Origin of the sequence: Moritella marina ATCC 15381 (genome assembly GCF_008931805.1) — a bacterium.
GTDB lineage: Bacteria > Pseudomonadota > Gammaproteobacteria > Enterobacterales > Moritellaceae > Moritella > Moritella marina.
This window is the reverse complement of sequence record NZ_CP044399.1, coordinates 2766097-2790609: the sequence shown is the minus strand read 5'-3', so window position 1 is coordinate 2790609 and position 24513 is coordinate 2766097. Positions and strand designations below refer to the sequence as shown.

General features: G+C 40.5%; 20 protein-coding genes, 1 pseudogene and 1 riboswitch. Of the genes and pseudogenes, 6 read left to right on the top strand and 15 right to left on the bottom strand.

The genetic code is table 11. The features are described from left to right. The first annotated feature begins 241 nt into the window (after positions 1-241). Positions 242-1678 (top strand): sodium:proton antiporter NhaD, encoded by a 1437-nt coding sequence (gene nhaD / locus FR932_RS12450; RefSeq protein ID WP_019439426.1) that lies wholly within the window; start codon positions 242-244, stop codon positions 1676-1678. 104 nt (positions 1679-1782) lie between these two features. Here the strand turns inward: nhaD and FR932_RS12445 are convergent, their stop codons facing one another. The 9 genes from FR932_RS12445 to FR932_RS12405 form a co-directional block, all read right to left on the bottom strand. Beyond that, positions 1783-3927, bottom strand: a complete 2145-nt coding sequence (locus FR932_RS12445) for an MFS transporter (RefSeq protein WP_081588298.1) — start codon at positions 3925-3927, stop codon at positions 1783-1785. Positions 3928-4197: 270 nt separating this feature from the next. Further along, positions 4198-5283 carry a sodium:calcium antiporter gene (locus FR932_RS12440; protein ID WP_019439424.1) on the bottom strand — a complete coding sequence of 362 codons (1086 nt, stop codon included), beginning with the start codon at positions 5281-5283 and terminating at the stop codon, positions 4198-4200. 128 nt (positions 5284-5411) lie between these two features. Continuing rightward, positions 5412-6023 carry an HAD-IB family hydrolase gene (locus FR932_RS12435; RefSeq protein WP_019439423.1) on the bottom strand — a complete coding sequence of 204 codons (612 nt, stop codon included), beginning with the start codon at positions 6021-6023 and terminating at the stop codon, positions 5412-5414. A gap of 24 nt (positions 6024-6047) precedes the next feature. After that, on the bottom strand, positions 6048-7157 hold the full coding sequence (locus FR932_RS12430; protein ID WP_019439422.1) for a cysteine protease StiP family protein: 1110 nt from the start codon (positions 7155-7157) through the stop codon (positions 6048-6050). A gap of 68 nt (positions 7158-7225) precedes the next feature. Then, the gene (locus FR932_RS12425; RefSeq protein ID WP_019439421.1) at positions 7226-8308 is read right to left on the bottom strand and encodes a phosphoribosyltransferase domain-containing protein; all 1083 of its coding nucleotides are present in this window, start codon (positions 8306-8308) and stop codon (positions 7226-7228) included. 3 nt (positions 8309-8311) lie between these two features. After that, positions 8312-9070 carry an HAD hydrolase family protein gene (locus tag FR932_RS12420; RefSeq protein WP_019439420.1) on the bottom strand — a complete coding sequence of 253 codons (759 nt, stop codon included), beginning with the start codon at positions 9068-9070 and terminating at the stop codon, positions 8312-8314. A 133-nt stretch (positions 9071-9203) separates the two neighbouring features. Further along, complete coding sequence (locus FR932_RS12415) at positions 9204-9782, bottom strand: TerD family protein (RefSeq protein WP_019439419.1); 579 nt, start codon at positions 9780-9782, stop codon at positions 9204-9206. 95 nt (positions 9783-9877) lie between these two features. Further along, positions 9878-10330, bottom strand: coding sequence for a tellurite resistance TerB family protein (locus tag FR932_RS12410; protein ID WP_017220804.1), 453 nt, complete (start codon positions 10328-10330; stop codon positions 9878-9880). A 39-nt stretch (positions 10331-10369) separates the two neighbouring features. Further along, a complete protein-coding gene (locus FR932_RS12405; protein WP_019439418.1) occupies positions 10370-10978 on the bottom strand; it encodes a TerD family protein in 609 nt (202 codons plus the stop codon). 482 nt (positions 10979-11460) lie between these two features. Here FR932_RS12405 and FR932_RS12400 point away from each other — a divergent pair, with 482 nt between their 5' ends. Next, positions 11461-13941, top strand: a complete 2481-nt coding sequence (locus FR932_RS12400) for a DNA polymerase II (RefSeq protein ID WP_019439417.1) — start codon at positions 11461-11463, stop codon at positions 13939-13941. A 131-nt stretch (positions 13942-14072) separates the two neighbouring features. Here FR932_RS12400 and FR932_RS12395 read toward each other — a convergent pair whose 3' ends face one another. Then, positions 14073-14699, bottom strand: coding sequence for an arylesterase (locus FR932_RS12395; protein ID WP_019439416.1), 627 nt, complete (start codon positions 14697-14699; stop codon positions 14073-14075). Here FR932_RS12395 and FR932_RS12390 point away from each other — a divergent pair. The 3 genes from FR932_RS12390 (at position 14698) to FR932_RS12380 (ending at position 19130) form a co-directional block, all read left to right on the top strand. Then, positions 14698-15480: an ABC transporter ATP-binding protein gene (locus tag FR932_RS12390; protein WP_019439415.1), complete on the top strand. Its 783-nt coding sequence runs from the start codon at positions 14698-14700 to the stop codon at positions 15478-15480. The two genes, FR932_RS12395 and FR932_RS12390, sit on opposite strands and share 2 nt — an antisense overlap. Positions 15481-15482: 2 nt before the next feature. After that, positions 15483-17999: an ABC transporter permease gene (locus tag FR932_RS12385; protein WP_019439414.1), complete on the top strand. Its 2517-nt coding sequence runs from the start codon at positions 15483-15485 to the stop codon at positions 17997-17999. Between the two features lie 657 nt (positions 18000-18656). Further along, positions 18657-19130 carry a hypothetical protein gene (locus FR932_RS12380; RefSeq protein WP_019439412.1) on the top strand — a complete coding sequence of 158 codons (474 nt, stop codon included), beginning with the start codon at positions 18657-18659 and terminating at the stop codon, positions 19128-19130. Positions 19131-19217: 87 nt separating this feature from the next. Here the strand turns inward: FR932_RS12380 and ribB are convergent, their stop codons facing one another. Next, complete coding sequence (gene ribB, locus FR932_RS12375; protein WP_019439411.1) at positions 19218-19871, bottom strand: 3,4-dihydroxy-2-butanone-4-phosphate synthase; 654 nt, start codon at positions 19869-19871, stop codon at positions 19218-19220. Between the two features lie 108 nt (positions 19872-19979). Next, positions 19980-20222: riboswitch (FMN riboswitch) on the bottom strand. 179 nt (positions 20223-20401) lie between these two features. Here ribB and FR932_RS12370 point away from each other — a divergent pair. After that, complete coding sequence (locus tag FR932_RS12370) at positions 20402-20689, top strand: hypothetical protein (RefSeq protein ID WP_240532317.1); 288 nt, start codon at positions 20402-20404, stop codon at positions 20687-20689. 68 nt (positions 20690-20757) lie between these two features. Here the strand turns inward: FR932_RS12370 and yciH are convergent, their stop codons facing one another. The 4 genes and pseudogenes from yciH to nagB form a co-directional block, all read right to left on the bottom strand. Beyond that, a complete protein-coding gene (gene yciH / locus FR932_RS12365) occupies positions 20758-21099 on the bottom strand; it encodes a stress response translation initiation inhibitor YciH (RefSeq protein ID WP_019439409.1) in 342 nt (113 codons plus the stop codon). A gap of 161 nt (positions 21100-21260) precedes the next feature. Continuing rightward, positions 21261-22324, bottom strand: a pseudogene (locus tag FR932_RS12360) (ROK family protein). A 161-nt stretch (positions 22325-22485) separates the two neighbouring features. Continuing rightward, complete coding sequence (gene nagA / locus FR932_RS12355; protein ID WP_019439407.1) at positions 22486-23622, bottom strand: N-acetylglucosamine-6-phosphate deacetylase; 1137 nt, start codon at positions 23620-23622, stop codon at positions 22486-22488. Between the two features lie 4 nt (positions 23623-23626). Beyond that, positions 23627-24436, bottom strand: a complete 810-nt coding sequence (gene nagB, locus FR932_RS12350; RefSeq protein ID WP_019439406.1) for a glucosamine-6-phosphate deaminase — start codon at positions 24434-24436, stop codon at positions 23627-23629. Positions 24437-24513: the final 77 nt, after the last annotated feature.

The window sequence follows — 24513 nt, the reverse complement described above, 5'->3', positions numbered from 1 at the left end:
CTGTGGGATGTTAGGTAATCGTTAATCTAAGTTCAAGCGCTTATCTTATTATTATTGTTAATCGCAGTCACAGGTAAATATCCTGGAGATGTATTTAACGTGACCGATTGATGAAGATTTTTTGATAAAAAACATAAAAATAGCTATTACCTCACTAAAAAGGATTTTGCCAATGGCAGAAAACAATTTTATAACATACATTAAACAGGTTTTTATCATTTTGAGAGGGAAGGCACATAACATGGCAATGAAGCTTATTTTAATTATTTTGTTTGGACTCGCGCCTGCAACGTTTGCATTTGCGTCAGGTGGTGGGGACGTTATTGATCTCACCACATCCAGAATAGGCTATTTTGCTATCATTATTTTTACCTGCGCATACTTGCTGGTAATGGCGGAAGAGCATTTACATTTACGAAAATCAAAACCTGTACTGGTCGCGGCTGGTGTCATTTGGGCTCTGATCGGTTGGCACTATGCCAGCCTAGGTATGTCCGATGTCGCAGAGGCTGCGTTTAGGCATAACCTGCTCGAGTATGCAGAGTTATTACTGTTCTTACTGGTAGCGATGACTTACATCAACGCGATGGAAGAGCGTCAATTGTTTGATGCATTGCGCAGTTGGATGTTAAGTAAAGGCTTGGATTTAAGAGGACTGTTTTGGTTAACGGGTATTCTGGCATTCTTCATCTCGCCGATTGCCGATAACTTAACAACAGCGCTACTGATGTGTGCTGTAGTATTAAAAGTAGCTGGGGAAAATAAGAAATTTATTAACCTTGCTTGTATTAATATTGTTGTCGCAGCTAATGCCGGTGGTGCGTTCAGTCCATTTGGTGATATTACAACGCTAATGGTTTGGCAAAAAGGTATGGTTGAATTTAATGAATTCGCGGCATTATTTTTACCATCTGTGGTGAACTTCATTATTCCAGCGGCGATCATGACATTATTCATTCCCAAGGGTGAAAAGCTGTCTGGCGTACAAGAAACGGTTCACACTAAACGTGGTGCTAAGCGTATTGTGTTGCTATTCCTACTGACTGTTGCATCCGCAGTTGCTGCGCACAGTGTACTCCATATGCCGCCAGTACTGGGTATGATGACAGGTTTAGGTTATCTACAATTCTTCGGTTATTTCTTACGTAAAACATTACCAATTTCGTTAGAACGTAAACGCGCGAAAGCGGAACTTGCTCAGGATGAAAAAACCTTACAACAGCTTGGTGGCGTAGTGCCGTTTGACGTATTCCACAAAGTGGCTAAAGCGGAATGGGATACCTTGCTATTCTTTTACGGCGTTATTATGTGTGTGGGTGGTTTAGGCTTTATGGGTTACCTAAGTTTGGCATCTGGCATCATGTATGGCACGTGGGATACTACTATGGCGAACGTGGCGGTAGGTGTACTGTCGGCGATTGTTGATAATATTCCGGTGATGTTTGCGGTATTGAGCATGCAACCTGATATGTCATTAGGCCAATGGTTATTAGTGACGCTAACAGCAGGCGTGGGCGGTAGTTTACTGTCTATCGGCTCTGCCGCTGGTGTAGCGCTAATGGGTCAGGCACGTGGTCTGTATACGTTTGCTGGTCACTTACGTTGGGCTCCTGTAATTGCACTGGGTTACATCGCTTCAATTCTTTGTCATCTATGGCTGAACTCAGCCATTATGTAATAGTGAAAAAATAAACGGATTAGCTGTGATAAACAAACAGACTAATCCTTTATCGATAAAAGAACTAATCACATTAACTTGCTGGTTAGTTCTTTTTTTATCTGTTAACTATGCTTATCTATCTCATCAGCCTGCGTTTGTACGGCATATTGTAGCTGTTCTTCAAGTTCATCATGCTCAGGTTTGTCTTTAATTGAGGTGCTTAGTTCGCTGTCATCAAACACATCTGAGTCTTGTAAAATCTCAACCATATCAGAGGCAATATCAGGCACAGAATCAATCATAGTGCTGGCGATATCGGCAGCGTATTCAGGGATAGTCTCAGCAACTTGCGTGACGTAATCATTTACCGCACTTTCAATGTTCGCAGTGGCATCGCCTGGTGTCGCTTGCTCGCTTTCAATCAGATTACTTACATAAGCTTCGGCAACGACATTTGATGACTCTGGGTATGCTTCAGATACTGCGAGAGCGAAGTCGGCTGATTGCGTCGGTGATACGTCGGTTAAACGGTTATATAGCTCGGTTGCTGTTTGTTCTGATGCGGCAGCTGTACGATCGACGGGACGCATATCATCTAATGAATCGGAAAGACTGGTCATATACTGGTCGGTCATTTCGAGTAATTCATCTTGGTGATCTTCAACCATATTCTCTGCGGCAACTTCCATCACATCAATCCCGTTATCTGGCATTGAATTGGCGATGGCAACAATTATATTAGTAAATTGATCGGGACGCTCAGTAGTGATCCACTCGACTAATTCTTCAGCCTGTTCTGGCGAGGCATTGGTTAACGCTTCGGCAATATGAATACTCATTTCGGGTGCTGCTGCTGTGATGGCACGGTACAAACGGCTGATATCAATTTCGTCAATGGTACTGAGTGCCGCCGCTAAGTTTGAGGCATCATTGGGATCGCGCATCGCTAAGGTTTTGGCCATGTTCACGGCAGCGGCAGGGTTGTTCGCTGCTAAACTAATCGCCACTTCAACTTCTGATGTTTGTTCAAAAGAAGGTTGTGCATATTGGGTTCGAGGATCCAGTTCCGATGCGACACCAGAAGGCGTTTGCATAATGAAGTTTTCTTGCTCATCACGTGGCAGTGCTGTCTGATTAAGCATATTCCCTAAGATAAATACCAATAGTGTCAGCGCCGTGATACTCATGAATGAAAATAATGCGGCACTGCCAAATATGTTCATCACGATAGAGGCGAGGTTGGGGCCAAGAATACTGCCTAATGCATAAATGAGGAGTAAAGATCCCATCGCTGCGAGGATTTGTTCCCGCAATACTTTATCGAAGGTTTCAGACATGCTCATCGGATAGAGGCAAGCGGTTAAGCCCATTACGATGGCAATCGTTAACAAGGTGATATTAAATTGTGATGAATTGATCAGCAACGGTACTAATAAAGATAAAGCGGCTATCGTGAGAACCATGCCTATCATGGTTTTACGGCGGTCGAAACGGTCGGATAAATAGGCTATTGGATATTGAAAAATGATGGCGCCAAAGATCGATGCTCCCATAAATATCGACAAGCTAAAACCTTGAATACCATTATCACTGGCAAAAATAGGGAGCATGTTGACTAAGCCAGCATAAAGAAACCCACCATAAAAACAGCAGATAACACCGAGTGGTGACAGCTTCATAATGGTCATTAAGGACATGGATTGACTGTCTTCAATCAGCGGTCCTTGGTGTTTGCTGATCACCATAGGTGTAATAGAAAGACTAAAGAGAATCCCGGAGATAACAAACAAGGTGACGTCGGTGACGGGGGCTACGTTTAACAAAAATTGACCAGAGAACAGCGCAGACATGATCACCATTTGGTTAATCGATAATATGCGCCCACGGCTTTCTTCTGTAGCACTATGACTTAACCAGCTATCGAGTGTGGCATTGGCACACGCCATACAAAATCCTGTCAGCATACGCATTGCAGCTAACATTAATGGCTCTGGGTATAGGCCTGAAAGCAAGATAGCCACTGACGTTAAGCTACCGCACATGGCAAATATACGAATATGGCCAACCCGCTGTAATAGCGTACGGCTATAGATTGCACCCAATAAGAAACCGACAGATAGCATAGATAAGATGATACCTATGTTATCGACACTGATACCGTCATTTTGCATGCGAACAGGCAAGAGGATGTTACTCAAGCCGTAGCCAAGCATGAGTAAAAAGCCACTGACAAGTAGCAATATAAAAGGTTTCAGAGTCGTGGTCACAAGCGTGGTCTCTTCTTTATTAAGTCTAAAATTGTTAATTCATTATTTATGTAAACTTTATAACATATTTTAAACAAATCAGGACATCGGATTACATGTTTGTGTGTAGTTAGGCGTAGTTAGGCGTAGTTAGGTATAGTTAGGTATGATTTAGATATAACGTTGATCGGATTTCGTTATATGCTGAAATAAAAAACGCCCGATGCAGTGCATGAGGCGTTTTTTATAACTTAAAAAGACTTATTGATTGAGCGGGTTAATTATTGAACACTAACCAATAAATACATACATAGCGCCAGCCCAAACGACAAACATAGACAACAAGAAGTAAGCAACAGTTTTTGTTACATTCTTATAGTTGAATAACAAGCTTGCTGCTACTGCACCTGTGATACCCACGATAGACCAACGTAATAACGTAAGGCTTTCATCTTGTACTAAAGGTAGTTGTTCGACACCGTTGATCATGAACCAAGCTAATAGTGGTAAAGCAAATGCAACAGTCGTGTCGAACGTGTTAGATGCTAACGGGTTCGCAACAGCATCTTCATACTCACCTTTTTGAGCATCTTTCACTGATAACATCAGATCAGGTACTGACGAAGCGGCAGAACCGAAGATTAGACCAGCAAAGAATTGAGGAACACCCATTACGCTTGCGCTGCCTAATACACCTTCAACTAATAAATGTGAAGAACCAGAAATAATCGCGATCGCCAGCACTAACACAACAAGTGCAGATACTAAGGTGAAGGGCCTGTTTGAAAAGAACAGCGTATTAAAGTTGAATGTCATTAAATTTAAGAATTTGCCACGATCTTCAATTTCTTCATATTCATACTCATCTTCAACTTCTTGATGACTTCTTGCATCAATATACAAATGTATTGCGTAACCTAAGTATATAACGTTCAATACAACGGCCATCCAAAGCGTAAATGCGTTGAAACCTAGGAAGATAATCAAGGCGATTTCAGCGAATAATACCCAGAAAACATCACGTACTAACACACGCTTTGTGAGTTTTATTGAATTCACGGCTTTACCGTCTTCGTCTTTCGCCATGATGATCGAAAGTGCAGGGATCACACAACCATTAAATATAGCAGAACCTGCAGTTACACCTAGTGCAACCATCACTAATGATGGATCGTCGAACCAAAATAAACAAGCAATCACAACACACATTTCAGGCATACTTGACCCGATAGCATTTACGGTGGCGCCTTTAACACCAGGTGGAAATTTGCGGCCAAGGTAAGAAGCAGCTTGTTCAAAAGTATCACATGCATATTTTAATAAATAACATGAGAGTAGAATTAATAAAAAGGGCCATACATTATCAATCAAGTTCATTTTTTACATTCCAGTATTATAATTTATTAGTGTTAAAAACTGTCGATTTTAACGGTTACAGTAACATGCTAATACGCACATAGCCTACAATAGATTTTGTGTCGTTAAAGCGCTAAAAAGAGCAAACCTTATTCAGATTTTTCATAGGGCTTCACGATACTGTCTAATACATAAAATCTTTTCTTAGCCATTTTTAACATTGGGATATCTACAGGTAAGTTCCCAAAGGCTTGTTCAACCTGAAAGGTAATACTGCTGTCATTAAAAATGGCATCTAAGCGGCGTACTTTTTCTTGCTCTTGGCATTCGCTGTCAATATCACCGGTAAAACAGCCATTTTTTTCCAAAATAGTCGTGCCGATAACACGTTCAATTGGCCATCCTAATTGTTTGACGATACCTGCAATATATTGCTCTGGTGATGCTGTCACAATCCACACTTGCATGCCGCTATCATGTAACGCTGTCATCATATTCACGACTTCATCAATTGGCGTTACTTTTTGAAACAGTGATTCGCCTGCGGCAAAAACCTCTGCGGATGTTTTACCATTCAATGATTGCTTATAAAAATGCGTCTTAATGGATGTTTTAACCGGCTGTTTATAGGTAGACGGTTTTAGTAATAAAGGTAATAATTGCAGTGGTAATGGCGTTTTCCCTAAAAAATGCTTAAACAAAAAACCTAATGAGTTTTCTTCTACTAATGTTTCATCAAAATCAAATAATGCTATTTTCATTTTATCCTGCTTATGATCGAAAAATTATTTTACGTCTTTAATCAAAGCACAAGCGCCAAATGGCATCTCAGGCATTTCGATTATCTCAATTGATTTTTCACTTGCTAGTTTGAGTAAGTGCACTGTACTTGGATCTACTTTGCTTTGAACAATCAATAAATCAGGTACTCTTCTTAACATAACACGCGTCGCTTCAGCTATACCTGGCTTGATGCGGTTATAATTAGACACGTTAAATTGCTGCATGATTTTTTGTAAAAAATCATGGGTGTTTTTTTGGCGCAATGCAGCTGGGATAGCTGCTTGTGGTAATGGCGTATCAAAGCTGTTTGCGGTAAAACAGGCTGAAACCTGATCGACAAACCAATTTGAGTGATCATGACTTTCTAAATGTGAATAAGAAATACAACCATGGAAATCATCTTCACCAATCTGATGATTAAGAATAGAACGACTTACTAGCCCGCTCACGGTCGAATTCATCAATGCACTGGGAATAACATAGTCATCAAATGTCGCAGAGTAGTCAGCTGTACCGCCGATATCTGAAATAACAAATAACTGGTCAGGAATATTTACATTACGACTGCTATTATATTGACCAATCGCTGCTTTCAGTTCTTGGGTAATAACGCCTTTCGCTGTCCAGCCATCAACAAAAACAATGCTCTCAGGCTTTATTTTTTCATGCTTGATGAGGTAGTCGAGGGCATTTTCGTCAATGCCTTTGTCACGTATGATACTAACAGAGTAGTGTGACGTATTTACATTGCTGTATGTTTTGAGCGCTCGGTTCAATAACACGCCGATAGGCGTACCAGCGCGAACTAAAGACACGATACAAACATCATTCAAGCGATTATCTATAATCATTTTGCTCAGTTGTAACACTTCATCAGCAAGGCGTTGCTTGTATTGTGCCGTCAGACTGACAAATAATTCAGCATATTCGGGTGATGGCGCTGATTCTTGATTCACCATTTCTGAATAATGCATTGCCCCAGTTTGAATGAGGCGTTCTTTATCTTCAATCGTATAAAATTCTGGTTCAACTTTTGTTAATAAAAATAAACAATCGTCGGCACGGTAGCTGCCTAGTAAAGGGGCTTTAGTTGTGTTTATCATTTCAATCATAGTCAGCAACTTTTATCATTTAGTTGAATATCGGAAAATAGCCTGCTTACATCTAGCGTTAAGATCATCTAAGCCACTTCAACACAGCGCAATGGATACTCTCTTGCAAAATCATGCTTATCTCTGGCACTTTCGCTCTCGAGTAGCACATATACATCCCTATTTTCTGGATAGAAGTTATAGATATAGTGTTCAAGTTCACTGCCATTAAATGAGAAAGCTAATTTGTTATCAATCGATTCGCCTACTAATAACGGTGATCGATTAATTGATTGGTACAATACATGACAACCCTGGTTTTCATGCTGCTCTGCAACTAAAAACGGGATGTATTGATGCTCACCATTCGCCACTATAGTCATTTTATTGGATGATTTTATGTTTGGTAAATCACCCGTATATGGCATTAGCATACCGCATCGGCCCAAATCTGCTGATGAATGCGATTCACATAGTCCTGCGTCTACATTTTGAGGTAATTCAGGTCTGAAATCGTCTTTTGGGTCGATAGATATTTGCGCATCCATTAATGAAAAGTAATTAATTTTAATACCGAAATCGTCTTCCTTTAGTCTCAAGTCCTCATCTAACAGGTTAACTAAAGACAGAATTTTAATTTCATCAATATTGTCTAATTTCTTTAATAGACTGGTAATCAATAATTTAATTGTACGACCCGTCGTGATCTCATCATCAATAACCACTAAGCGATTCGATTGACGAATGCCATCAAGCAATTCTGCTTTCGGTGCATAAAACATATGATTAACGGCGTGGCTATGTGCTTCATCGACTGTAAACCACAGCGGAACATCTAATCTATGGCGTGTCGTATGTTGAAAATAAACCTTAGATTGTTGTTTTCTTGCTAGACTATCTGCAACACCAGCGCCTAATCCGGTTGCCGCTTCTGCCAAGCTAACAACGTAAGTTAATTTATCACCTTCAACCGCCTGTGATAAATAGTTATAAACTTCTCTCATCACGTTCGGTTTTGTCGGTGTGTATCGGCCAAGCACTTTACTTACCAGCATAAAACTACGTTTAGGGTTTTGACGACAGGCGAATGTTAATAAATCGTCCACCGGCTTTTTCGTGTTTAATACTTTAAGAGAAATGAGCCCTGCTTGGGTATCGAAATTGTAATTCATTGTTTATTCACTTAATTGAGTTTTAAATATATCAGTCGCAAGCTGGCTTCTTAACGGTGCAATAGCATAAGTACCTGTCTGCATCATAGGTAAATCACTAATGCTATCACCGACAGTTAAAACCAAATCATCTGGTTGTACGTTTAACTGTTTTAAAATAAATTCAGCCGCATTTTTCTTGCAGAATATCGCGGGAATATAGGCCATGTTACGGCCGTTACGATGAAATCTTAATGTTTCATGTTGATTGTATTCTGGTAATGCCTTGTAAATCTCATTGAGGTCGGAATCCATGCCTTTTATCGACACGTATGCGGGAATACCCTGATCTACAATCACGCGACTGCGGGCATCTAATGACTGGGTATGAATAATGGTTTGCACGCGATCATTGATATTATCAAGCAAGTTGGCAAATGTGGCAGTATCAATATTTAGCCACTGTAACCACTCGGCACAAACTTGGTTATTGTCATCAAGTACGATAGCACCATGGGATACTGAGCTATATTTACCAAAAGGTAAACTGACCCTTTCTAATGCATCGGTATTACGACCGGTAATCGGAATTATTTCGGCACCTGAATTGACCAACATATCAAAAAATATGCGTTGTGGATTGGTCATGTATGATAAAGGGTTATTATCTCTATCAGTCGCTACAGGCAGTGATGATACGCCTTCAGGGATTTTTTTTAATGTTTGGAATAAGCTATCATCAAGATCTGTTAATACAATAATTCGTTGTGATTTAGTCGTCATAAGTCATCACCTTCAACGCTGAAGTAAAACAGCATGATGTTTAATTTTAGATTTTTAATTTTAAATATAAAAAATCCGATATCATATTCGATTATCGGATTTTATAATTACTGATTAAATCAATTTTTAAGAATTAACCTAAGTTAACGCCGTACTGTCGCGCCATTGGTGCTAAACCGCCAGCAAAACCTTGTCCGATCGCTTTAAATTTCCAAGCACCGTTATGCTTGTATAACTCACCAAACAATAATGCAGTTTCTGTCGAATAATCTTCAGAAAGGTCATAACGGATCACTTCTGTTTTACTTTCTTCGTTTACAACACGCATGAATGCATTTGAAACTTGACCAAAATTTTGGTTTCTTGCTTCAGCATCATGGATCGTAACACCAATAACAATCTTAACTACATCTGCAGGTACTAATGATAAATTTACTTTAATTGCTTCATCATCGCCGTCACCTTCACCAGTTTGGTTATCACCAGTATGCTCAACAGAGCCACAAACTGATTTAAGGTTATTATAAAAGATAAAATCTGTGTCTTGACGGATTTTACCTTCAGCATTAATTAAAAATACTGATGCGTCTAAATCAAAATCAACGCCATCTGTAGCGCGTGTATCCCAGCCAAGTCCTAAAATGCATTTGCTCATTCCTGGTGCTGCTTTCTCTAGCGAAACGTTGCCGCCTTTTTGTAATGATACTGACATATTTCTTCCTTAATAATATAAGATAATATTTAATTTAAACGGGTAAGCATTACACATCATATATAGACCGTAATTGCTCTCGCTTATTATGACAATTAAAGTTCAAAGTCTGCTGGGTTTAAACCTAATTCTTTTGCAATTTTAATTGCTACGATTTTTTCATCTTGGTCAAAAACACCATCTGAAGCGGCAATGGCTAAAATTAAGCGCATCACAGTTCTTGCTTCGACATTGTTATCTTTGATACGGTTTAATGCTTCACAGGCTTTAGATTCACCAACATCTTTATCAAAATCAAAGTTGTTTAAAAACTCAGTGAAAGAACTGATCACATCAGATGTTTTAAATACTTTTAAGGCATCATTGTTTTCAATTAGTTTCAGCATTTTTTGTTTTTCAGCTGAATCAATTGAACCATCTGCCATTGCAATCAGTGCAGAACCTGCCGTTGCAGCATGTAAGAAGTTTTTATTCTTAAATTTCAAAACTTCATCTTTTAATTCATTGGTCTTTTCTTTCAGTCCAGATAAAAAATTTGAAAAACTCATGTTATTAACCTCTACTATTTTTATTAATTAGTATTTCAATTATAGGTAACTAGTTGCCACTGTTTTTACTAATTGCTCTAGTTTTTTGTCTTGTGTCGGTTCACCAATTGCTTTGAACTTCCATGCGCCATTGTGGCGATAAAAAGAACCTAAAACCATAGATACTGCACCACTAAATTTAGCATCATTAGCGATGTTATAATTCGCGACTACTTGATCAACACGTGTTGGGGTACCTTCGTACAAGCGAACACTTGCGAATGGGATTGTTGCAAAGTCTTGACCTTTATAGCTATTTAAAATAATCGCCACAAAGTTTACGTTTGCTGGTACTTGCGCTAGATTCACGGTGATAACTTCGTTATCTAAACCATCATCGCCATCAAGATCACCGGTTGTATCATCACCACTGTGAACAATAGAACCGTCTTTACTTACTAGTTGTCCAAAATAGATCAGGTCTTGCAAATCTTTACTTGCTGAATACAGGGACACACTTGCATCTAAATCAACAGCTACTTTCTTAATGCCACCAAAGAGGCCTTTCTTTTCAATCGCGCCCCAGTTAACACCAACACATACTTTATTCAGCTGTTGACCATTTTTTTCTAAGCTAATTCGTTGACCTTTTTCGAGCGATATAGACATAAACTATTCCTAAATAATATGTTGTAGGTGAAAATGTAATAGTGGCAAAAATCATATCACTATTACATTGATTAATTTGATAACAGATGCATATTTTTAGATCCCAAAGACAACTGGCACATTTGGTATAGATTAAAGCAGCTCGTTGTTTGTGTCTCACACAATCAATCAAGCGAACCAAATGGGACGCGAATATAAACAGCTGGAACGAAAGAAAATATACCAGATTGAAAAATTTAGTAAACTAAGATTTTCAGTGAGAAAAAAAGGTGTGAACTTAACCTGTTTTATGCAACTTTTTGTAGGTAGTGTTGTCTGCTCCATAGTCTGTTTACAGTGCTTTGGGTTATATATTCATCGTTTTTTAAACATGCTTAATATGTTTGTTAGCGTCGGTATTTTATCGTGCTGTCACAGCCATTTTCACATTTCTAAATATGCTGTACACTTAACCAGTCTTAAACTATTTTTTCTGGTTAATTTTGTCTGCTACATATCTGGGTTTTTTATTATCGCGCCATAGCCGTGATCGTAATGGTAACAACGAATTAAGTTACTGGTTAGCGTCTGAAATGGGGGCGGTTAAATTGATCCCGGCAACTCAGCCGCTCGTCATGTTCATTCCTCAAGATCAACTGACCACGGCATTAGCGTGTTTAAGTGAGCTTAATCCACGCTTTAATTATAAAAATTTACAGCTACGTAGTTTTGATTTAGAACTGATGAGCGCGTTTTATTTCCAGACGTCCCATGACTATCATCGCGCACAAGAATTATTAAGACGTAAGCTGGTTACGGTATTAGAAGCGGATATTCGTCCGGCAGAGCGTTATCTCATGGAGCGTTTTGTGAAAGGTGCTGTCGAATTCACTGGCATACCAGTACAACGTAAAGGCTATGTTGAATTTCAACAAGCACAGCTTAAACCAGCTGAATTACCAGATAACTTAGTCGACAAAATTAAACAGATCTCGCTGGATATCGAGTGTTCAGAACATGGCGAACTTTACTCTATTGGTTTGTATTCATTAAGCCCAGCCTATTGCCCTAACGGTAAGCCTTTTAAACGGGTTTACATGATAGGCGAGCAACTTGATAAAGGTTTAGCGCAGGCACAAATACAAGCGGATAACAATTTAGCGCAAGATCCTGACGATGAGCCATTGATCCACTGGGTTGCTGACGAGAAAAGCCTATTATTGGCACTGCAAGCATTCGTGATCAGCTATGATCCGGACATCTTTATTGGTTGGAATGTCATTAATTTTGATTTTCGATTATTGGCGGTGCGCGCCACATTCCATAATCTTAAATTAGCATTGGGTCGTGGTGGCCAAAACCTGCATTGGCGCGATGGTCGCACGCCGCAACAGCAAGGCTTTTTAACCTTGCATGGTCGTGTGGTGGTTGATGGTATTGATAGTCTTAAAACTGCGACTTATAGCTTCCCAAGTTTTAGTCTCGAAAACATCGCGCAAGAAATACTCGGCGTTGGTAAAGATACCGAAGATGTTGATAACCGTTTAGAGCAGATCACCCATGACTTTCATTTCAACAAACCTAAGTTAGCCAAGTACAACCTGCAAGACTGCGTCTTAGTGTGGGATATCTTCGTTAAAACGCGCTTGTTGGATTTCTTATTATTACGCTCGCAGTTAACGGGGTTAGAATTAGATCGTAACGGTGGCTCTGTGCTGGCGTTTACGAATGTATACCTGCCGAAGTTACATCGTGCTGGTTATATTGCGCCAAACCTGCGTGAGAGTGGGGTAATGGCCAGTCCCGGCGGTTATGTCATGGATTCATTCCCGGGGTTATATGATCACGTGATCGTGTTGGATTTTAAGAGTCTGTACCCGTCGATTATTCGCACCTTCAAAATTGATCCGGTTGGGTTGTTAGAAGGGGTACAAAACCCGACAGAGGCAATCCCTGGTTTTCGTGGTGGTTTGTTTGATCGTGATAAGCATTATTTGCCCGATATTATTACCGAACTGTGGTCGCAGCGTGATCAAGCCAAGCTTGAGAAAGATGCCGCGCGTTCGCAAGCCATTAAGATTTTAATGAATTCGTTTTATGGGGTGCTAGGCTCTGGTGGTTGTCGTTTTTATGATACCCGTTTAGCTTCATCAATCACTATGCGTGGTCAAGAGATCATGCAGACAACGGCGACCTGGATTGAAGCCAAAGGCTATAAGGTTATTTATGGTGATACTGATTCTACCTTTGTATTACTTGATGCCGCTAAATTTACTGATGGTGATGGTTCGCCTGCTGAACGCGGTTTACAAGCTGATCGTATGGGCGCTGAACTGTCGGAATACATTAACCAACAATGGCAACGCCACTTACGTGAAGATTACGACATTGATTGCTTTTTAGATATTGAATATGAAGTGCATTATCACAAGTTTTTAATGCCAACCATTCGTGGTTTAGATAAAGGCAGTAAAAAACGTTATGCCGGTTTAGTTAATACCAAAGAGGGTGAAAAGCTGATCTTTAAAGGACTAGAAACTGTGCGCACCGATTGGACTGATCTGGCGAAAATGTTCCAAATGGAGTTATACCATAGAGTGTTCCATGGTTTGGCTGTTAAAGATTATGTGTTAGAAATTGTCGAGAAGACCTTGGCCGGTGAATTCAATGATAAGCTCGTTTATCGTAAACGCTTGCGCCAAGAATTGGCTTTATATGTGAAGAATGTACCACCCCATGTAAAAGCAGCACGTGCAGCGGATGAAAAAAACCGTCAATTAGGCCAACCTTTGCGTTATCAGCATAAAGCGTGGATCAGTTATGTACTCACCTTGAGTGGTCCTGAAGCGGTTGAACATCAATATTCTGTCTTGGATTTCGAGCACTATATTGAAAAACAATTAAAACCAATTGCTGATGGTATCTTGCCATTTATTGGCTTGAGTTTTGATTTGATAACCGATCAACAAATGGGATTGTTTTAATTATCGCGCTAAAACAATCCTCCTGACAATTCTTTACCTGCATTTGTGAAACCAATCCTGACAACGCCAAGCAAAGTGGTTTATCTTAATCAGTTACACATTTATCGCTTATCATCGCTCATAACAGCCAGTTAGTTTGGCGCGTTATACATAGTCGCTAATTGCTTTGACATGATGTCAGCTATTTTAGGCTGGGCGAACCGGTTTGGGTGGATACCATCGTTTTGCATTAAGCTTGGATCAACGGCTATCTGCTCCATGAAAAATGGCAGTACGGTAATGTCTTTTTCATTGCCTACTTGAGCAAATACATCGGTGAACATTTTACTGTAGCGTGGGCCATAATTAGGTGGAATACGAATATTCATGACGTAGACTGGAATATTTTTGGCGTGGGCTAAATCAACCATTTTTGCTAAATTGCTTTTGATTAATTTCGGTGGAAAGCCACGTAAACCGTCATTACCACCGAGTTCGATGATGAGTGTGTCAATAGATTGCTTAGCTAAAATGCCTGGTAAGCGCGATAGACCGCCTGCGGTAGTCTCGCCACTGATACTGGCATTGATGATGTTGTATGGTGCATTTTGCTCGGATAACTGTTGATTAAGCAGGGTTACCCAGCCTTCACTTTGTGTCATACCGTAACTCGCGCTGAGGCTGTCACCCAATAACAAAATTTTATGGTTAGCTGTAGCATGTGCTGCAGGTAACAAGATAACCATCAATAATAATACTTTAAAGGCATTTTTAAACATGAAGCTACATTCCGACGTTATATTAAAAGTAAGTGCCTTAACTAAATCAGTCAAAACAGAGGCTAAGACCTTGGATATTTTACATCCGATGGACTTAGCAGTAACCGCTGGTGACTCATTGGCGATTGTTGGCGCGTCTGGCTCAGGTAAGTCTACCCTATTGTCTATTATAGCGGGATTAGATTTACCTTCGAGCGGTGAAGTTTTTCTTAAAAACCAACCATTGCACCAATTTAATGAAGAGCAGCGCAGTGCCGTTCGTGCTCAACATGTTGGTTTTATCTTTCAACAATTCTTATTGATCAACAGTTTAACTGCATTGGAAAATATCATGTTACCGGCTGAGTTAGCGGGTATGGATAATCCAGAGCAATTAGCACGTGAATTGTTAGCCAAGGTTGATTTAGCTGATAGATCTGAACATTTCCCTTCACAACTCTCGGGTGGCGAGCAGCAGCGTGTGGCTATTGCCCGTGCTTTCATTTCTAAACCTGCGATTTTATTTGCTGATGAACCAACTGGTAACTTAGACACTAAAACGGGTTCACACATTGCAGATCTGTTGTTTGAAATTAATAAACAGCAAGGCACTACCTTGATATTGGTAACGCACGACCCGAAATTAGCCGCGCGTTGTCAGCGTCAAGTGACAATGGAAAGTGGTCAGTTAACAGAAACCAGTGCGATTGCTGAATCTATTGTCACGGACGTTATAGCAGAGAAAATTATAGCAAAGTCATCTACAGCCGAGCAATCTATAGTAAAACAGGTGAGTGAATAGCAATGAGTTATTGGCATAAACATTCTCTACGTTTATTGAAGCATGAGTTAAAGCGCGGTGAGCTGACGATTATCTTGTTGGCTATCGTATTGGCTGTCTCTGCGGTATTCGCCTTGTCGGGCTTTTCGAGTCGGGTTAAACAAGCATTAACCGCCGAGAGCAGTACCTTTATTGCTGCCGATAGGGTGTTAGATACGGGCAGCGTCATCGATCCTGCCGTATTAGCCAAAGCCAGCAGTTTAGAACTTATTCAAGCCCAGCAAATCCAAATGTCATCCATGGTTTTCACGGATGAAAAAATGGCGTTATCGGCGTTGTCTGCGGTATCGGATACTTATCCATTACGTGGTGAGTTATTGGTAAGCCCATCATTAGATGCCACGCAAGCCGTCCCGTCGAATGCCCCCAAATCAGGTGAAGCTTGGTTAGAAGCGAAAGGGTTAAGGCAATTAGAACTCACGCTGGGTGACAGTATTGAAGTTGGCGTCATGCGTTTTAAAATCACCGGGGTTATCACCCAAATACCGGATGCGTCGTTTAGTGTATTTAGTTCTGGTCCTGTGGTGTTTATTAACAACGAGGATATACAGAAAACTGAATTAATCCAACCGGGTAGCCGATTAAGTTATAAATACCTGTTCGCAGGAGAAGCCGACAATATCGCTGCTTTTGAGCAATGGTTCAAACCACAGTTAAGTGATAACCAACGTTGGTATGACATTAAATCACAGAACTCACCGTTAGCCAGAGCCCTAAGTAAAGCGGATAAATACTTATCACTCGCCAGTATGTTGGGCATTGTTTTAGCCTCTGTTGCGGTCGCTGTAGCAAGTCGTCGTTATAGTCAACGTCATCAATCCGTTGTTGCCGTGTTTAAAGCCATGGGCGCTTCTAAGCGTTACGTGTCGAAACTGTATTGCCTACATTGGTCGTTATTAAGTGTTCTCAGTATTAGTTTAGGTTTGGTGGTTGGTTATCTGATTTTAAACCTTGGTTTGTATGCCATGCGTGATTACCTTGATACCTCGACCACAGGTGATGTGGCGTATCCTTTCGTTGTCGCGATTATCACGGGCATTATCTGCGCCTTTGCGTTTGCTATTACACCATTAAGGGAGTTAGTACAGACTTCGCCTATGACGCTTTTACGTGGCCGTGGTAGTCATGCTGAAAACAGTTTGTTGAGTAAACTAATGAGTCAGCTGCCATCAATCGTTGCTATTTTTACTTTATTGTATTTATTTAGCCAAGATGCCGTACTCAGTGCGGCGTTATTAATTGGTGGAATACTGGTCGCGCTAGTGCTGCTGGTTATTGGACGTTTATTTATGCTTGTCGGGCGTTCGGCGGGTAGCAAAGCGGGTAAATCTTGGCATTTAGCGTTAGCGAATTTAAAACGTCGTGCTAATGAAAATGCGGTGCAGTTGATTAGTTTCACGATTGCCATTCAATTACTGCTTATTATCGTGGTGATGAAGAATGGTTTGATTGATGATTGGCAGCAGCAATTACCCGATAACAGCGCTAACCGCTTTTTAGTCAATATTACTGCCGCTCAAGTTGAACCGGTGAATAACTTTGTTGATTCGTTGGGCATTGAGTCTAGTGGGTTATTTCCTGTGGTACGTGGTCGTTTAACCAGAATTAATGATGATCAAGTAACCAAACGTGTTAGCAAAGAAGAGACTAAATCAGCGGATAATGGCCGCCGTGGTGTTGGCCGTGAGCTAAACATGACTTGGCGTGATGCCTTGCCTTATGAAAACAGCTTAATGGCGGGTAGTTGGTGGCAACCTGAAGATACCCGCGCATTGGTATCGATTGAATCTACCTTAGCTGAAAAGCTCGATGTTGAGATTGGTGATAACTTAACGTTCCAGCTCGGCAGTGAAGAAGTTTTGGTGATGGTCAGTAATATTCGTAAGGTGAACTGGCAAACGTTGCAACCTAACTTTTACATGATCTTTAACCAACATGTACTGGCTGATTTCCCTGCGACGTATATTGCATCATTATACGTGCCAGATGATGCAACAGATGCATTACAGGATTTCTTAACGCAGTACCCTACTATTACCTTAATTGATGTTGATGCCATTATCACTCAACTGCGCAGTGTGATAGGGCAAGTGTCTATCGCTATTGAGTTCATTTTATTGCTGGTGGTGCTCGCGGGTAGCTTAGTATTAGTCGCTCAAGTACAAGCGAGTATGGAAGAACGTGAGCGTGAACTGGCTATTTTACGCACGCTAGGTGCAAGTGGACGCTTACTGCGAAATAGTGTGTTGTTTGAATTTGTGGCTTTGGGCGCGCTGGCGGGACTGATGGCCAGTATTGCTATGGAGCTGGGCGTGTATATTTTACAAAGCCGTATTTTTGATATGCCCGGTGCATTTCACTTTCAATATTGGTTGCTAGGGATAGGTGCTGGTGCGAGTTTTGTCGGACTGATAGGTTTGCTAAGCTGTTGGCGCTTATTGAATATGTCGAGTGTGACGCTAATCAGGCGGACGATGTAACTTATCCTGAAAAGCAGCGCTATGAGCTTTATCATAGCGCTGCTTCATTACTGAATGTGATGAAATATGATCCTTGCCGCAAAACAAAATTAAATAACCGCTATTCTTGCATAACGCCTATTAAACTAACCAATTGTTGGTAGTCTTGTTTATTGTTGAAGGATTCAACATTATTTCTATGCGAGCTAAAAGAGGACTGTATGGCTTTCTATTATTATGCGTTATTGGTTGTTTTTATAATGATTTTGCCGTGCTGGTTTTTTGTTAGCAGTATTGTTAGCTATAGCCGTCATTCAACGAAACTGGTCAAAACTAAGCTAGTTAAAACGAATATTGTCAAAAATAGCATTATAAAAAAATAGTATCGTTATTGCTATTTATATCCCCCCCATACTTAGCTCGGTTTAACGCCATATACTACATTTAAACTCGTCCAAAAATGTATATTTCAAACGTCTCTATTTCCGCCAATTCAGTGGTATTTTATAAAGCTATCTGTCAATAAGGGGCCCGCGCAGATTAATATGTGGTTTTTGATGAGATTATTGTTGTGATCGTGACTAAATTTTAAAGAGAGTTATAAATAAGATTGGATTTTATGGCTTATATTGTTGTCGTAAACCAAGAGTTTATATCAAATTTACTAAGGAGATCATAATGAATAGCAAGGTAATCAAATTCGGCCTTATATTAGCAGCTTTGGTTAATATTGCTGGTGTACTGACATTCTCGCAATTATTCAGTAATACCGCCATTAATGAAGCAGACCCGATTGTTATGTCTAATTTTGGTTTAGTGATGATTATGGTATGGGGGCTCGCTTATTTTGCGGCAGCGATGACGAAAGGCAGTATTCGCTTATTAGTATCAGCTTTTGCTGTCGAAAAGTTGGTGTATGTATGCGCGTGGGTATACTGGTTAGCAACAAATAACTTATTCACCCTGTACGAAATAGATTTACTTGCTGGTATTTTCTATACTATTTATGGTTTAAACGATTTAGTGTTTATGGTGTTCTTTATTAAAGTTGCGATGCATAAAACGGGCAATGCTGAAACTAAAATTAATGTCGATACTAAGACTAAAATCGAGGCTAAAGCTGATAGTAAGATACCGAGCGCAACTAGCTAATTAAATGTTTAGCTTATTGTTTGAGTTAATACCTAGAATAACGATTCAAAAGGCACTGCTGGTTAACCGACAGTGCCTTTTTATGTATTAGCTTACTTGTTCTAACAGTGCATTACGATAAGTGACGATATCTTCAATCGTTAATACCGGTAAGTCATGCGTTTCACCAAAGGTAATGATTTCAGGTAAACGCGCCATCGTACCATCAGGGTTCGTGACTTCACATAATACGCCTGCTGGTTTTAACCCTGCTAGTTTCATTAAATCGATAGTACCTTCGGTATGACCGCGACGTGTTAATACACCACCGGGTTGTGCGCGTAGTGGATAAACATGTCCTGGGCGAGCAAGATCGCTTGGCATTGCGTTATCAGCAATAGCTGCTTTAATCGTGGTAACACGATCTGCAGCAGATACACCTGTTGTCACACCGACAGCCGCCTCAATACTAACTGTAAACGCAGTGCCGTATTGGCTCGAGTTATTCTCCACCATCGGCGCTAACTCTAAATGTTTAACACGTTCATCTGGTAAGCAAACACACACAATACCACTGCCTTCACGGATCAGTAATGCCATCTGTTCATTGGTTAGCGACTCTGCCGCATAGACCATATCGCCTTCATTTTCGCGGTCTTCATCATCAACAACTAAAACCCCTTTGCCTAAACGTAATGCAGTTAGTGCGGTTTCAACACGTGTGATTGCGTCGCCAAAAGGGGAAAGTAAAGACTGATTCATGGTTTTAATCCTTAATATACAACTATAAAAATATGGGGTTCCAGAATCAGGGCGTGCAGAATTAGAGATACGTTATTAGCCATCTACCAAGGCAGACGTTAACGTATCTTATATTCTCTCTCATCCGGACTTAGACACATTCGATGAATATGTTCATTACCGTCGGCTCTGGACTAGGCTATATGGCATAGCGTTCACCAGATCTGCTGACCCTAAATGGAAATTTATACATCAACAGATACTATAAATAAGAAGCCACTTAGGCGCTCGCGGGCTGAAATAGGCTACGACAGGATCGTATACCTGATTATTACCGCCGGTGGGGAATTACACCCCGCCCTGAGAATTATGTCGTACAGTGGATCATCCGATCACTACCGACAAGGTCATGGTGCCTTGATTTGATAAAAATGACAAGTGTTTAAAGGTGTATAGAAGGGGCTGTTAAGGTGACGGCTATCGTTGTTGGGGCTATAGTTAATTTATAATTGATTCATCGTTAGTTGTATTCGCAATAAAATGAGGAGTGAATGATGAAACTTATTATGATAACCATTGTGATGTTTGGATTTTTGGCTGGTTGCAGTAATACTGGTGAGGAACCGGATCATTCTGACTGGCCTGATAATAACAGGGGCGGGGGGCATTATTTTGATGGCAGGATAGATAATAATGCAATGCCATTTTTATATCCTCAGCCATTAGGCAATACGAATACCTATATAGAATGGACTGATAATATAGAGGTATCTAGAGATAGTCATACTGCGTTGAACTATAGCTACAATGATAACTCTGATATTCAGCTTCATGATTAGAGATAAGTACGTACGAGCATTATCAATGCGCTTCCATTTACACTCGCGCATTGATAACGATAGTAAGCTTAGCCACCTGCAAGTTTTACTGTGTAGCCTTTTTTTTCTAAGAATGCTTTAGCCATGTCACGTTGATCACCTTGTATTTCGATGATGAAGTCCTTAACGCTGCCGCCTACGCCACTCTTCTTTTTCAATTCTTTCGCCAGTGCTTTTAAATCTTTTTCAGGTAAATCGATGCCACTAATTGTCGTCGCGCCTTTGCCTTTACGACCTTTTGTTTCACGGCGAATACGCACGATACCGTCACCTTCAGGTGCCACTTCAACTTGTTTTTCTTCTTTAATACGGCCAGTTTCAGTCGAGAAAACCATGCGGATATTGTCATCAAAATGCATATTGATACTCATTAACAGTCAATAAAGGGAATGTTCCAGCAGTGCTGAATAAAGTGGATTATAACAAATAAAAGTAATAATGATAAGCAATGGAAGAAGGGATAACCCAAACGAACGGATGTCATTTGGGTTGTGGTATTTACGCGTTATGAGCGATACAGAACTGGACTAGACTAGGCGTCTTGCTCATTGATGATATGGCTTAGTAATGCCCCTTCTAATAGTGATTTGCGTACTAGCGCTACTCCAGCCATTGATGGTTCATTTTGAAACTCTGCTTCACTTATTACGAGGTTCGGTACGAAACTGCCTAAAGCATGTTGTTGTACGCTGTGTTCAATAATCGGGAAGATAAGTGCTTTTGCTGCGACGATCTCGCCTTTAATTAACACCTTCTGTGGGTTAAATAAATTGACTATAATCGCGATGGCTTGGCCGAGCAATTTACTGACACGTTGCAATACTTGCACTGCTAATTCATCACCGTTGTTTGCTGCGCTGCAAATAGTTTCAATGCTTAGATTTTCAAGTGTTAATGCAGTCTCATGACCTTGCTTAATTAAGCCTGTGACCTGTTTTAGAATTGCTTCATTAGAGGCGATGTTTCTAAGCAGCCATGGCTACCACAGTGACAAGGCAAACCAAGAGGGTCAATGCGGATATGTCCGATTTCACCGACTTGGTTATTGTAATTAGTAAAGATTTTACCGTTATTGATAATACCAGAGCCAACACCATCATGTACCGACAGTAAGACGCTGTCTTCACAATCTTGCGCTGCACCAAAATATAGTTCAGCCAAAGATAACGACTGGGTATGATTGGCAATAAAAGCGGGTACATTAAATGCTTTAGTGATCATTTTCCCAAGTGGGATATCTTTTAAGTTATGTTTCGGTAAGTACACTATGGTGCCAGACTCACGGTCGATTAAACCTGGAGATGTCACCGCAATGGCGATTAGCGTTTGTTTCGCTGAATCGATATTGGCGCTAATAAAATCAGCTATGTGTGTTAATAAAAACGGGATCACATCGTTGTTTGGCGCAGTGCTTAACGCAACACGATAGCTGCTGAGCTTAATCCCTGCAATATCATGCAAGGCGATCGTTAAATTATTACGACCAAGCTTACAACTCAGAAAGACAAATGGATCTATCTCGCAAGTGAGTGAGATAGCAGGTCGACCACCTGTAGAGGCTTGTTGTGCGACTTCTTTAATTAACCCAGACGCCATTAATTGGCGTGTCATTTTAGTAATACTAGCAGGCGCGAGCTCACTAAGTTTTGCTAAATCAACACGTGAAATTTGCTTTTGTTCATCGATAAGGCGATAAACAGAGGCGGTATTCACTTGTTTTATAAATTCAATATTTGCGACTGGGCTATGTTTCATAATTAGAAGCTTTTCACTTGTCCGTTGACGATCGTTTTGATTACAGTGAAGTCTGCATCAAAGGCGGTTAAATTGGCTACTTTGCCTTTAGCAATGCTACCAAGCTTATCCTCTACACCGATTGCTTTTGCTGGGTATAGATTTGCCATGCGCAGTGTTTCATCTAGCGGTATGCCTACGTGTTTCACTGTGTTTTCAACCGCTTCGATCATAGTTAATGCTGAGCCGCCTAGTGTACCATCGGCACCAACGCATTTACCATCACGATAGAACACTTCTGTGCCAACGAAGTCAAAAGATTCGATGTTAGCACCGGCAGGGGCAACTGCATCAGTCACTAAGACTAATTTTTCACCCATTAGCTTATGACTCATACGCACATTGGCGTAATCGACATGGTGGCCATCAACGATAATACCGGCGTAAACGTCTTGATGATCGTAAATCGCCCCAACCACCCCCGGATCACGACCAGTAATAGACGTCATCGCGTTAAACAGGTGAGTAGCAAAACGAGCACCCGCATCAAAGCCTTGCATACATTCGGTATACGTAGCATTGGTGTGGCCAACGGATACTAAAACATCTGCTGCGGTTAATTGGCTAATATGTGCCGCGTCAGTATTTTCTGGTGCTAAGGTTACTTTGCTAATCACGGCACTGTTACTGCTGATGTGGTCGATCATTGCTTGTTCACTACGGCGAATAAGGTCACTGCTATGAATACCTTTTTTCGCAACAGAAAGGTAAGGCCCTTCTAAATGCAAACCCAGCGCTTGGTTACTGTGCTTAGCTAAATAAGCTGTCATGGTATCGATTGCAGATTTCATTGCATCATCGGTAGCCGTGATTAGCGTAGGCAAGTAACTGGTACAACCAAAGCGTTCATTGGTTTCTTGCATGATCTCAAGCGTTTTAACACTGATATCCGTGTTAAATAGGACACCACCACAGCCATTAAGCTGCAGGTCAATGAAACCAGCGGTTAAGCTGGCGCCAGCAAGGTCAATCTTTTTAATATCAGCAGGGCAATTAGCAAGCGTAACAAGATCATGAATGTATTCACCATCGACAATTACACAGTGCTCAGTTAACACACTGTCGTTTGTGTAGATAGTACAATTAGTGAGTGCATACATAGACTTACTCCGCAATAAAGCTTTGAATGTTTTGTGCTTCTAGCTGAGTAAAGTAACGTACTGTTTTAACTTTTAATTCCATCGTTGCAGGTTCATCACAAGCAATGATTGATTTTGCGTGTAATTGCAGTGCAGTGACAGTCCAAAGGTGGTTAACAGAACCTTCAACAGCAGCTTGTAGTGCTTGCGCTTTGTTATGACCTGTAATTAGGATAAGTACTTCTTCAGCGTCTAGTAATGTACCCACACCAACAGTTAATGCTAATTTAGGTACTTGGTTAATGTCATTGTCGAAGAAACGTGAGTTAACAATGCGTGTATCTTCAGTCAGTGTTTTAACACGTGTACGTGAAGCCAGTGATGATGCTGGTTCGTTAAATGCGATATGACCATCAACACCTACGCCACCCATGAATAGGTTGATTTTACCGTAGCTTTTGATTTTGTCTTCGTAGCGTTGACATTCAGCTTCTAAATTTTCAGCTTGGCCGTTTAGTAGATTAATGTTGTCTGCTTGAATATCTACGTGATCGAAAAAGTTGCTGTGCATAAATGTGTAATAGCTTTCTGCGTGGTGCTTATCAATACCAACATATTCATCCATATTGAAAGTAACTACGTGTTTAAAACTAACGTCACCAGCTTGGTATAATTTGATTAGTTCTTTATATGTAGTAAGTGGAGTACCGCCAGTTGGTAAACCTAAAACGAATGGTTTATCTGCAGTTGGATTAAACGCGTTAATTTTATTAACGATATGTGCAGCGCTCCAGCGACCGACTTGAGCAGGGGTAGTTAAAGGGATTAATCTCATGCGATACTCTCTATAGTTTTTAAAGGATAATTGATACTTTTTTTTAATTGTAAATTAAGTTTTCAGATCCAGCCATC